The sequence below is a fragment of the Actinomycetospora sp. 2LY8.5 genome (assembly GCF_057180585.1).
The window spans coordinates 112091-123724 of record NZ_JBXUHE010000011.1 but is presented as its reverse complement, the minus strand read 5'-3'; the positions used below and the strand labels follow the sequence as shown (position 1 = coordinate 123724).

The window sequence follows — 11634 nt, the reverse complement described above, 5'->3', positions numbered from 1 at the left end:
TTCAGCACGTGACCGGTGACGGAACCTCCCGGATCGTGGTGCCCGAGGCGGCGCTGCTCGCACTCCTGGGCAAGCGCGACGAGAACCTGCGCGAGGCCGAGAGCCTGCTGGCCGCCGACGTCCACGTCCGCGGGAACGAGCTCACCCTGTCCGGCGAGCCCGCCGACGTGGCGTTCGCGGAGCGGGTGTTCGCCGAGCTGGTCGTGCTGGCCAGCCGCGGCCAGCAGATCGACCCCGACGCGGTGCGTCGCTCGGTGCGGATGCTGCAGGACGACAGCGACGACGGGGCGGAGGGCGGCGGCGCGCCGTCACCCGCGGAGGTGCTCAGCCTCGACATCGTCTCCCGCCGCGGGCGCACCGTCCGGCCCAAGACGCTCAACCAGAAGCGCTACGTCGACGCCATCGACGTCAACACCATCGTCTTCGGCATCGGCCCGGCGGGCACCGGCAAGACGTACCTGGCGATGGCCAAGGCCGTGCAGGCGCTGCAGGCCAAGCAGGTCAACCGGATCATCCTGACCCGCCCCGCGGTCGAGGCGGGCGAGCGGCTCGGCTTCCTGCCCGGCACGCTCTCGGAGAAGATCGACCCGTACCTGCGGCCGCTGTACGACGCGCTGCACGACATGCTCGACGCCGACGCGGTGCCCAAGCTCATGGCCGCAGGGACGATCGAGATAGCCCCTCTGGCGTACATGCGGGGCCGCTCATTGAACGACGCCTTCATCATCCTCGACGAGGCCCAGAACACGACGCCGGAACAGATGAAGATGTTCCTCACCCGTCTGGGGTTCAACTCGAAGATGGTCGTCACGGGCGACGTCACGCAGGTCGACCTGCCGGGTGGTTCGACGTCCGGCCTGCGGGTGGTCCGCGAGATCCTCGACGGTGTCGACGACGTGGAGTTCGCCGAGCTGACCAGCCAGGACGTCGTGCGCCACCGGCTCGTCGCCGACATCATCGACGCCTACGACCGCTACGACACGGCCCAGCAGCAACGGCGCCCCCAGGCCGTGTCGAGCGCCCCGCGCACCGGGCCGCCGGTGGGACCGCGCAACCGCGAGCGACGAGGTCGATGACCTCCTCAGGACACGAAGCGGAGCGGAGCTGGACCGGCCAGACCGAGGATGACGAGAGCCCCATGAGCATCGAGATCGCCAACGAGTCCGGCGTCGAGGTGGCCGAGGGCCCGATCGTCGAGGTCGCGCGCTACGCCCTCGACCGCATGGGCGTCAGCCCGCTCGCCGAGCTGTCCATCATGCTCGTCGAGCTGGAGCCCATGGCCGAGCTGCACGAGCGCTGGCTCGACGAGCCGGGGCCCACCGACGTGATGTCGTTCCCGATGGACGAGTACGACTCGGCCCGCCGTCCCGACGCGCCGTCGTCGGGTCCGGCCCTGCTCGGCGACATCGTGCTGTGCCCCGCGTTCGCGGCCGACCAGGCGGCCGCCGCCGGGCACGGGCTCGCCGACGAGCTGCACCTGCTGACCGTCCACGGCGTGCTGCACCTGCTCGGCTACGACCACGCCGAGCCGGACGAGGAGCGCCAGATGTTCGGCCTGCAGGCCGAGCTGCTCGCCGACTGGCGCGCCCAGCGCGCCGCCGCCGCGCGCAGCGCCCGCGAGCGGGCCGCCGACGACCGCCTGCTCGGGACCGTCGGGCTCGGCGAGAACGACCAGTGACCTCCGGGCTGGTCGGCCAGCTCGTCGCGGCGATCCTCCTGGTCCCGCTCGCGGGGGTGTTCGCCGCCGCCGACGCGGCGATCTCGACGGTGTCGCGTGCGCGGGTCGACCACCTGGTGCGCGAGGGCGCCACCGGCGCCCGGTCGCTGGCCGCCGTCGTCGCCGACCGTCCGCGTCACCTCAACCTGCTCATGCTGCTGCGGCTGGCCTGCGAGGCGTCCGCGGCCGTGCTCGGCGCGTTCGTCGCGCTGCAGCTCATCGGGCCGGACTGGCTGGCGCTGCTGGTCGCCGGGCTGACCGTGGTGCTCGTGTCGTACGTGCTGATCGGCGTCGGGCCGCGCACGCTCGGCCGCCAGCACCCCTACGGCCTGGCGCTCGCGGTGGCCGGGCCGGTGCGGATCCTGGCCCGGCTCCTCGGCCCGTTGGCCTCGCTGCTCATCGTCGTCGGGAACGCGATCACGCCCGGCGTCGGCTTCCGCGAGGGGCCGTTCTCGTCGGAGGTCGAGCTGCGCGAGCTGGTCGACATGGCCGAGCGCGGCGGGCTCGTCGACGACGACGAGCGGGCGATGATCCAGTCGGTGTTCGACCTCGGCGACACCCGGGTCCTCGAGGTCATGGTCCCGCGCACCGAGATGGTGTGGATCGAGCGGGAGAAGACCGTGCGTCAGGCGCTCGCTCTCGCGCTGCGCAGCGGCTACTCGCGCATCCCCGTGATCGGGGAGAACGTCGACGACACCGTCGGCGTCCTCTACCTCAAGGACCTGGTGCGGCGGTCGGTGGACGAGAGCTCGCCGGCGGACCGGTCGGGCGCGGTCGGCGAGCTCATGCGTCCGGCGCAGTTCGTGCCCGACTCCAAGCGCGCCGACGCCCTGCTGCGCGACATGCAGCGCGAGCGCAACCACATGGCGCTGGTCGTCGACGAGTACGGCGGCATCGCGGGCCTGGTGACGATCGAGGACCTGCTCGAGGAGATCGTCGGTGAGATCACCGACGAGTACGACGCCGCCGAGCACCGCCCGCTCGAGCACCTCGACGAGACGACCTGGCGGGTCGCCGCGCGCCTGCCGGTGGAGGACCTCGAGGAGGCCACCGGTGTCGAGTTCGACGTCGAGGACGTCGACACCGTCGGCGGGCTGCTCGCCCAGCGCCTCGGCCGCGTCCCGCTGCCCGGCGCCGAGGCCGAGATCTCCGGGCTCCGGCTGCGCGCCGAGGGCGGCGAGGACGCGCGCGGCCGGATGCGCATCCGCAGCCTGCTGGTGTGGCGCCAGCCCGACGAGGAGGACGCCGTCGACACCGCCCCCGCCGAGGACTCCGCGGCGCCCACCGGCGACGATGCGCGGGACGACCGCGCCGGTGACCTCGCCCAGACCGGCGCCCGCGACGGAAAGGACGACCGTGGCTGACGCCGCCCGCGCTGTGGCCCCGACCCCGCACCACGACGTGGTGGTCGTCGGCGGGGGGATCGTCGGGTTCGCCGTGCTGCACGAGCTGCTGGCCGCCGGGCACACCTCGGTGGCCCTCGTCGAGCGCGAGCACACCGTCGGGACTCACCAGACCGGCCGCAACTCCAACGTCATCCACTCCGGGCTGTACTACGCGCCCGGCTCACTGAAGGCGCGCCTGGCCGTCGCGGGCTGCGCGGAGACCAAGGAGTTCTGCGCCGAGCACGACCTGCCGTTCCAGGAGTGCGGCAAGGTCGTCGCGGCCACCGACGCCGACGAGCTGCCGCGGATGGCCGAGCTGGTCCGCCGCGGGCGGGCCAACGGCGTCGAGGTGCACGAGCTCGACGAGGCCGGCGTCCGCGAGCGCGAACCCGCGGTCGCCGCGATCGCCGGGCTGTGGGTGCCGTCGACCGGGATCTGCGACTATGGCGCGATCACGCGGCGTCTCGCGGAGTCGGCCGTCGGGCGCGGCGCCGTACTGCACACGGGGCGCGCGGTGCGCTCGGTGCAGCGCCGGCGCGGCGACGTCGTCGTGCACACCGACCGCGGCGACCTGCTCGCCGGCCAGGTCGTGGTGTGCGCGGGGCTGCGTTCCGACGAGATCGCCCGCGCCTCGGGCTTCGACCCCGGCGTGCGCATCGTGCCCTTCCGCGGTGAGTACTCCGACCTCGTCGGGCCGATCGGCGACAGCGTGCGCGGGCTCGTCTATCCGGTGCCGGACCCGGCGTTCCCGTTCCTCGGCGTCCACGCCACCCGCGGCGTCGACGGGTCGGTGCACGTCGGGCCGAACGCCGTGCTCGCCCTGGCGCGTGAGGGCTACGACTGGCGGACGCTGCGGGTGCGCGAGCTCGCCGGGACGCTCACCGACCCCGGGTTCCTCACGCTCGCCGGGCGCCAGTGGCGCTACGGGCTGGCGGAGATGCACCGCTCGCTGTCGCGGTCGGCGATGGCCGCGGCCGTGGCGCGGATGCTGCCCGGCGTCACCCCCCACGACCTGCGGACCCCGCACGACGTCGCCCGCCGCGCCGGGGTGCGGGCGCAGGCGATCCGGCCCGACGGGTCGCTGGTCGACGACTTCCTGTTCGTGGCGGACGGCTCCCCGCAGGACGGCCCGAGCGTGCTGCACGTGCTCAACGCGCCCTCGCCCGCGGCGACCGCGGCGCTGCCGATCGGGCGGGAGATCGTGGCGCGGTTGGAGGGCAAGACCGTTGCCTGAGCCAGGAGACGACGCGGAGCGGAGCTCGACCATGGAATCGGAGTTCCGCTCCGGGTTCGCCTGCTTCGTCGGGCGGCCCAACGTGGGCAAGTCGACGCTGACGAACGCGCTGGTCGGCTCGAAGGTCGCGATCACCTCGTCGCGGCCCCAGACCACCCGCCACGCGATCCGCGGCGTCGTGCACCGCGACGACGGCCAGCTCGTGCTCGTCGACACCCCCGGGCTGCACCGCCCGCGCACGTTGCTGGGGGAGCGGCTCAACGACGTCGTGCACACGACGTGGGCCGAGGTCGACGTCATCGGGTTCTGCGTGCCCGCCGACCAACAGATCGGGCCCGGTGACCGGTTCATCGCGGCCGAGCTGGCGAAGGTCACCGCGAAGACCCCACTGATCGGGGTCCTGACCAAGACCGACCTGGTGCGCCCCGAGGTGATCGCGGAACGGCTGCTCGCGCTGGAACGCCTCAGTGACGATCTCGGGCACGAGTTCGCGGAGATCGTGCCGGTGTCGGCGGAGTCGGGGCACCAGGTGTCGCTGCTCGCCGACCTCCTGCTCGCGCGCATGCCCCCCGGACCGCCGCTCTACCCGGACGGCGAGCTCTCCGACGAGCCCGAGACCACGCTGATCGCCGAGTTCGTCCGCGAGGCCGCGCTCGAAGGCGTGCGCGACGAGCTCCCGCACTCCCTGGCCGTCGTGGTCGAGGAGATGACGCCGGGCAAGGTCCTCACCGTGCGCGCGGAGATCTTCGTCGAGCGCGACAGCCAGAAGTCGATCGTGATCGGCAAGGGCGGCTCACGGCTCAAGCACGTCGGCACCGAGGCCCGTCGCCAGATCGAGGCCCTCCTCGGCGAGAAGATCCACCTCGACCTGTTCGTCAAGGTCGCCAAGGACTGGCAGCGCGACCCTCGCCAGCTGAGGCGACTCGGGTTCTAGTGCCCGTGCCAGCGATGCGGCGTCGCTGGCGTCTGACGCCAGGATCGCCACATCCTCGCTGAGCGACACGCCGAGAGGGCGACCCGGACGAGATCGCCGGGCCGGCCCTGTTCCTCGCCGGTGACGACGCCACGGGGGTCAACGGGACGAGCCTGGTCGTCGACGGCGGGGTGGGAGATCACGAACCACCCCGACCTGCGGCCGGTGGTGCACCCCCGGCGCCGGTGGAGTGCGACCATGAGGACGTGGGCTTCTATCGCGACACCGGGGTGGTGCTGCGGCTGCAGAAGCTCGGCGAGGCCGACCGGATCGTCACGTTCCTGACCCATCGGAACGGCAAGGTCCGCGCGGTGGCCAAGGGCGTGCGACGCACGAGCTCGCGGTTCGGCGCGCGGCTCGAGCCGTTCGGCCATGTGGACCTGCAGCTGCACACCGGACGCAGCCTCGACGTCGTCACGCAGGTCCAGACCCTCGACGCCTTCGGCGGCGCCCTGACCGGCGACTACCCGCGCTACACCGCGGGGTGCGCGCTGCTCGAGACCGCCGACCGGCTCACCTCCGAGGAGGGTGAGCCGGCGCGCGAGCTGTTCCTGCTGCTCGTGGGCGCCTTGCGCGGGCTCGCCGGCGGCACGCGCGACCCCTACCTGGTGCTCGACGCCTTCCTGCTGCGCGCCATGGTCATCGCGGGCTGGGCGCCGGCGATCACCGAGTGCGCGCGCTGCGGCGCCGAGGGCGCGCCGTACCACCGCCGCTTCTCGGTGCCCGCCGGCGGCGCGGTGTGCGAGCACTGCCGTCCGTCCGGCGCCGTCGTCCCGGCCGACCCCACCTGGCGCCTGCTCGAGGCGCTGCGCAACGGCGACTGGGACACCGCCGAGGACACCGACGCCGCCGCCCGCCGTGACACCGCCGGCCTCGTCGCCGCCCACCTGCAGTGGCACCTCGAGCGCACCCTGCGCTCGCTGCCGCTGGTCGACCGCCGCGGCGGCGTCCCGCGCGTCGACCTCGCCGCGCCGGGGGACGTCGAGCTCGCCGACGATCCGAGCGAAGGGCACCTTCGCCCCGAAGAGCCGACCGAAGGTGCCCGTCGGTCGCCACCGGGAGTCCCCCTGTGAGCCCCCGCCTGCGCCCCGCCCGCGGCCGCACGTCCGGTCACCTGCGGGGACGTGACGACCCCACGGTGATGGCGCCGACGCCGCACCCCAGCGGCGCGACCCCGCCCGACATCCCGCGCGAGCTGGTGCCCGACCACGTCGCGCTGGTGATGGACGGCAACGGGCGCTGGGCCAACCAGCGGGGCCTGCCGCGGATCGAGGGCCACCGCCAGGGCGAGGGCCAGCTGCTCGACGTCGTGCGCGGCTGCATCGACATCGGCGTCAAGTGGATCTCGGCCTACGCCTTCTCCACCGAGAACTGGCGCCGCAGCCCCGACGAGGTGCGTTTCCTGCTCGGGTTCAACCGCGACGTGATCCGCCGCCGGCGCGACGAGATGCACGCGATGGGCGTCCGCGTCCGCTGGTCCGGGCAGCGGCCGCGGTTGTGGCGCAGTGTGATCAAGGAGCTCGAGACCGCCGAGGAGATGACGAAGGACAACGACGTCGTCACCCTCACGATGTGCGTCAACTACGGCGGGCGCGCGGAGATCGTCGGGGCCGCGAAGGAGCTCGCCCGGCGCGCGGCCCGCGGTGAGATCGACCCCGAGCGCATCGACGAGAAGGCGCTCGCCCGCCACCTCGACGAGCCCGACATGCCCGACGTCGACCTCTTCCTGCGCAGCTCGGGGGAGCAGCGGACGTCGAACTTCCTGCTCTGGCAGTCGGCGTACGCCGAGATGGTCTTCCTCGACACGCTCTTCCCCGACTTCGACCGCCGCCACCTCTGGGAGGCGTGCGAGATCTACGCCCGGCGCGACCGTCGCTACGGCGGCGCGATGGACCGCTCGGAAGGGACCGGAACCTCGTGAGCCGTGAGGCCGCCACCACCGCCGGCCTGCTGATCATCGCCCGGGAGGCGATGGAGCAGTTCGTCGACGTGCACGTGGACGACGACGGCGCGCTGTCCTTCCGCCACGCCGGCGTGCCGTGCGCGATCCAGGGCGTCGAGCTCGTCGAGGGGCTCGCCGTGCTGAGCCTGACGTGCGTCGTCGCCTGGGACCTCGAGGACGTCGACACTCCCCGGCAGGTCGCCGAACGCGCCGGCCAGGGGCTGTTCGGCACCCTCGGAGCGGTCGCCACCGAGCACGGGTGGGACGTGACCCTGCGCTACGCGTTCCCCGCCGAGGGCCTCGCGGTCGGGCCACTGGGCACGCTGCTCATGCTGGTCGTGTCGACGGCCGCGCAGGTCCGGGAGGACCTGGTCGGGAAGGACTGAACGGGCCGTTCCCCCGTCCGCCGTCCCCATCCTCCGTTCGCGTCCCCAGGGTCGGAGCCGGGTCCTCGGCACGAAGCGGCACGGGTGGGAACATCACGACCCGTGAGCTCCCCGCGATCGACGACGGCACGCCCCGCGCGTGGGTCGACCTCGCTGGTCGTGCTCTGTGGGGTGCTCCTGGCGGCGACGGCGCTGCAGGGCCCGCTGATGCGCCTGTTCGACGTCGGCGTCGTCCGTACGGCGGCCACCGTGTTCGTCGCCGTGTGCGTGCAGGCCCTGCCCTTCCTCGTGCTGGGCACGGTGCTGTCCGGGGCCCTCGCGGCGTGGGTCTCGCCCGCGGCGCTGCGCCGGGTGCTGCCCGCGCAGCCCGCGCTCGCGGTGCCCGTCGCCGGAGCGGCGGGGATGGTGCTGCCCGGGTGCGAGTGCGCGTCGGTGCCGGTCGCCCGCCGTCTGGTCGGACAGGGCGTGCCGGAGGCCGCGGCGCTCGCCTTCCTGCTGGCTGCGCCGGCGATCAACCCCGTGGTGCTCGTGGCCACCGCCGTCGCGTTCCCCGACCACCCCGAGATGGTCGGCGCGCGGCTCCTCGGGTCCGCGGCCACCGCGGTCGGCGTCGGCTGGTTGTGGACCCGATACGGGCGTGCGGAGTGGATGGCGGCCCGGGTGCGCCGGCCGCCGCCGGACGACGGCACGCCGCGGTGGGCGGTGTTCGCCGAGACCGTGCGCCGCGACGTGGTCGACGCCGGCGGGTTCCTCGTCGTCGGGGGCCTCGCGGCGGCGGTCATGACCGTCGTGGTGCCCGCGTCCTGGCTCGACGGGTTGGCCGGCCACCTGGTGCTCGCGTGCGCGGTGATGGCGCTGCTCGCGGTCCTGCTCGCGCTGTGCAGCGAGGCCGACGCCTTCGTCGCGGCGTCGCTGTCGGCGCTGCCGCTGCTGCCGCGCCTGGTGTTCCTCGTCGTCGGGCCCGCGGTCGACGTCAAGCTCGTCGCCCTGCAGGCCGGGGCGTTCGGCCGCGCGTTCGCGGCGCGCTTCGCCCCGCTGACGTTCGTGGTCGCGGTGACGTGCGCGGTCGCGGCCGGGCTGCTCGTGCTCGAGGGCCCCGGGTGATGCCGCGATGAGCCGTGATACCCAGCACGTGCTGCTCGTGCTCGTCGGCGGGGTGCTCGTCAAGATCGTTCTCGACGGGTCCTACCTGCGCTATGTGCGGCCCTGGTCGGCGCTCCCGGTACTCGCGGCCGGCGTCGTGCTCATCGCGGTGGCCGTGGTGGGGATCGGGCGCGATCTGCGGGGGCAGGCGGCGGCGGACGGGCACGGGCACGCCGAACGCGCCGGCCCGTCGGCGTGGATGCTCGTGCTCCCGGTGCTCGCGCTGCTGCTCGTCGTGCCGCCCGCGCTGGGGTCGGCGGCCGTCGGCGGGGTCGGGGCCCGCGCGGCTCCGGTGGCCGCGGTCGCCGACGACGACCCGCTGCCCGCGGGCGACGCGCCGACGCTCGGGCTGCTCGACGTCGTCTCGCGCACCGCCGCCGATCCGTACGGGCCGCTGACCGGCCGCGACGTCACCGTCGTCGGCTTCCTCGTGCCGGCGCGGAACCCGCCACCGGGGGCCGCCCCCATCGACCTCGCCCGGCTCGTGATCACATGTTGTGCGGCCGACGCCTCGACCGTGCGTGTCCATCTCGCCGACCCGGCCGGACGGCTGCGCGACGAGGGCCTGGGCGGCGACGGGGGCGACCGCTGGGTGGCGGTGCGTGGACGTGTCGTCGCCGGGACAGGACGTGCGGTCGACGGACACGTGCCGACACTGTCGGTGACATCATGGTCGCCGGTTGCCACACCCGAACCGGTGTACGAATACTGACCCGAACACGCCGTACCGACAGCTAAGGGCCGAAAGCGGGATGAACCCGCTGCAACCAGACGTACACTCGGCGTCCGCTGACGATCCGGAGAGGAGGGGCGTCTCTCGAGGCCTGGGAGGCGCGACTCGCCATGACACAAGATCTCTCATCACCGCCGGGACCACCGGCCGGATCGTCCGGGGGTGACTCGGACATCCCGGAGGTACCGGCGGTGAGCGCCGCCGATCGCAAGCACGGCACGGACTGGGTCGTGTTCGGTGTCGGCGCCGCGCTCGCGGTGATCTTCGTGGGCTGGGGTGTGATCGGCACCGACAGCCTCAGCTCGGTGTCCAGCACCATGCTCAGTGGCGTCATCCGAGGCGGCGGCTGGGGCTTCATCCTCGCCGCCACCGGCTTCGTGGTCTTCGCGCTGTGGCTCGCGTTCAGCCGCTTCGGTCGCATCCGGTTGGGGCGTGACGACGAGCAGCCCGAGTTCAGGACGGTCTCGTGGATCGCCATGATGTTCAGCGCCGGCATGGGCATCGGGTTGATGTTCTACGGCGTCGCGGAGCCGCTCTCGTTCTTCACCGAGCCGCCGCCCGGCTCGGTCGTGCCCGGTGACCAGGTCGGCGCGCTGCGCACGGCGATGGCCACCTCGCTGTTCCACTGGACGTTGCACCCGTGGGCGATCTACGCCGTGGTCGGCCTGGCCATCGCGTACTCGACGTTCCGCAAGGGCCGCCGCCAGCTGATCAGCTCGGCGTTCATCCCGCTCATCGGCGAGAAGGCCGCCAACGGCACGCCGGGTCGGGTCATCGACATCATCGCGATCTTCGCGACGATCTTCGGCTCCGCGGCCTCGCTGGGCCTCGGTGCCCTGCAGATCGGCGGCGGGCTCGACGCCACGGGCTTCCTGCCCGACGCCGGCAACGAGGTGCTCGTCCCGCTGATCATCGTGCTCACCGCGGCATTCGTGCTCTCGGCCGTCTCGGGTGTCGCCAAGGGCATCCAGTGGCTGTCGAACATCAACATGGTGCTCGCGGGGGTACTCGCGTTCTTCCTGTTCATCGTCGGCCCGACGGTGATCATCCTCGACCTCCTGCCCACCGCCCTCGGCGCCTACTTCGGCGACTTCGCCGAGATGGTCGGGCGCACCGAGGCCACCGGTGGCGAGGCCATGCTCGAGTGGCTGAGCTCGTGGACGGTCTTCTACTGGGCGTGGTGGATCTCCTGGACGCCCTTCGTCGGCATGTTCCTGGCCAAGATCAGCCGTGGCCGCACGATCCGCCAGTTCGTCGGCGGCGTCATCCTCGTGCCGAGCCTCGTGAGCCTCGTCTGGTTCTCGATCTTCGGCGGCACCGCGATCAGCCAGCAGCAGGCGGGGCTGAACCCGGCGGCGGCGGACACCGAGACCCAGCTGTTCGCCGTGCTCCAGGCCTACCCCTGGGCGACGTTCACCGGGCTGCTCGTGATGGTGCTCGTGGCGATCTTCTTCGTCTCCGGCGCCGACGCCGCGTCGATCGTCACCGGCACGCTCTCGCAGCGCGGCACCGACGAGCCGTCGCGGTGGGTCGTGATCTTCTGGGGCGCCACGATGGGCGCCGTCGCGATCATCATGCTGCTCGTCGGCGGCGAGGACGCGCTGTCCGGCCTCCAGAGCCTCACCATCCTGGTCGCGGCCCCGTTCGTCGTGATCATGGTGTTCCTGTGCGTCGCCTTCATGCGCGACCTCAACCACGACCCCGTGATCCTGCGTGAGCGCAAGGGACTCGAGGTCATGGAGCAGGCGATCGACCACGGCACCGACAAGCACGGCGAGGACTTCTACCTGCGCGTCCAGGCCTTCCCGGCCTCGAGCAACCGGCAGAAGGCCGCCGGCGAGTCCACGGGCCCGACCTACGCCGAGGTCTACGGCGTGCAGGACCCGTTCTCGACCGGGGAGACCCCGGCCGTGCCCGAGGACCCGCAGGAGGCGCGGGCCCAGGCCGCGGCCCGGAAGCGGACGGTACCCAAGGACGACGACCCGGCCGGCACCGAAGTCGTCGACACCGGTCCCGGCGCCACGGCCGAGACGGCCGGACGCCCGTCGGCCGACCGCGAGTAGCAGCGCACCACCGATCGAGAGCCGGGTCCCCGCAGCCGGGGCCCGGCTCTCGGCGTTC

11 protein-coding genes and 1 pseudogene are annotated in these 11634 nt (G+C 73.1%); all 12 read left to right on the top strand.

From position 1 onward, the window contains the following. The first annotated feature begins 8 nt into the window (after window positions 1–8). The 12 genes and pseudogenes from AC2A1K_RS15485 to AC2A1K_RS15430 all read left to right on the top strand — a co-directional run bounded on the left by AC2A1K_RS15485 (window position 9) and on the right by AC2A1K_RS15430 (window position 11576). Window positions 9–1076: a PhoH family protein gene (locus AC2A1K_RS15485; RefSeq protein ID WP_483897196.1), complete on the top strand. Its 1068-nt coding sequence runs from the start codon at window positions 9–11 to the stop codon at window positions 1074–1076. A gap of 62 nt (window positions 1077–1138) precedes the next feature. Then, the gene (gene ybeY, locus AC2A1K_RS15480; protein ID WP_337702534.1) at window positions 1139–1678 is read left to right on the top strand and encodes an rRNA maturation RNase YbeY; all 540 of its coding nucleotides are present in this window, start codon (window positions 1139–1141) and stop codon (window positions 1676–1678) included. Beyond that, a complete protein-coding gene (locus AC2A1K_RS15475; protein WP_483897195.1) occupies window positions 1675–3081 on the top strand; it encodes a hemolysin family protein in 1407 nt (468 codons plus the stop codon). Before ybeY ends, AC2A1K_RS15475 begins: the two co-directional genes overlap by 4 nt. Further along, window positions 3074–4336 carry an L-2-hydroxyglutarate oxidase gene (lhgO, locus tag AC2A1K_RS15470; RefSeq protein ID WP_483897194.1) on the top strand — a complete coding sequence of 421 codons (1263 nt, stop codon included), beginning with the start codon at window positions 3074–3076 and terminating at the stop codon, window positions 4334–4336. Before AC2A1K_RS15475 ends, lhgO begins: the two co-directional genes overlap by 8 nt. A 31-nt stretch (window positions 4337–4367) precedes the next feature. Then, window positions 4368–5270, top strand: a complete 903-nt coding sequence (gene era / locus AC2A1K_RS15465) for a GTPase Era (RefSeq protein WP_483897193.1) — start codon at window positions 4368–4370, stop codon at window positions 5268–5270. Between the two features lie 80 nt (window positions 5271–5350). Then, a pseudogene (locus AC2A1K_RS15460) lies at window positions 5351–5431 on the top strand (SDR family NAD(P)-dependent oxidoreductase); the annotation flags it as partial. A gap of 84 nt (window positions 5432–5515) precedes the next feature. Next, entirely contained in the window at window positions 5516–6382 is an 867-nt protein-coding gene (recO, locus tag AC2A1K_RS15455; protein ID WP_483897192.1) for a DNA repair protein RecO, read from the top strand. 68 nt (window positions 6383–6450) lie between these two features. Then, window positions 6451–7230, top strand: a complete 780-nt coding sequence (locus AC2A1K_RS15450) for an isoprenyl transferase (RefSeq protein ID WP_483897220.1) — start codon at window positions 6451–6453, stop codon at window positions 7228–7230. Then, complete coding sequence (locus AC2A1K_RS15445) at window positions 7227–7637, top strand: hypothetical protein (RefSeq protein WP_483897191.1); 411 nt, start codon at window positions 7227–7229, stop codon at window positions 7635–7637. The genes AC2A1K_RS15450 and AC2A1K_RS15445 overlap by 4 nt, the downstream gene beginning before the upstream one ends. Before the next feature lie 102 nt (window positions 7638–7739). Continuing rightward, a complete protein-coding gene (locus AC2A1K_RS15440) occupies window positions 7740–8741 on the top strand; it encodes a permease (RefSeq protein ID WP_483897190.1) in 1002 nt (333 codons plus the stop codon). A 7-nt stretch (window positions 8742–8748) separates the two neighbouring features. After that, a complete protein-coding gene (locus AC2A1K_RS15435; RefSeq protein WP_483897189.1) occupies window positions 8749–9492 on the top strand; it encodes a TIGR03943 family putative permease subunit in 744 nt (247 codons plus the stop codon). A 131-nt stretch (window positions 9493–9623) separates the two neighbouring features. Beyond that, window positions 9624–11576 (top strand): BCCT family transporter, encoded by a 1953-nt coding sequence (locus AC2A1K_RS15430; protein ID WP_483897188.1) that lies wholly within the window; start codon window positions 9624–9626, stop codon window positions 11574–11576. Window positions 11577–11634: the final 58 nt, after the last annotated feature.

Excerpts from the sequence above, each read along its gene's own strand:
- ybeY (WP_337702534.1), top strand. The coding sequence starts at position 1,139 with ATGAGCATCGAGATCGCCAACGAGTCCGGCGTCGAGGTGGCCGAGGGC.
- era (WP_483897193.1), top strand. The coding sequence starts at position 4,368 with ATGGAATCGGAGTTCCGCTCCGGGTTCGCCTGCTTCGTCGGGCGGCCC.
- AC2A1K_RS15450 (WP_483897220.1), top strand. The coding sequence starts at position 6,451 with ATGGCGCCGACGCCGCACCCCAGCGGCGCGACCCCGCCCGACATCCCG.
- AC2A1K_RS15435 (WP_483897189.1), top strand. The coding sequence starts at position 8,749 with ATGAGCCGTGATACCCAGCACGTGCTGCTCGTGCTCGTCGGCGGGGTG.
- AC2A1K_RS15430 (WP_483897188.1), top strand. The coding sequence starts at position 9,624 with ATGACACAAGATCTCTCATCACCGCCGGGACCACCGGCCGGATCGTCC.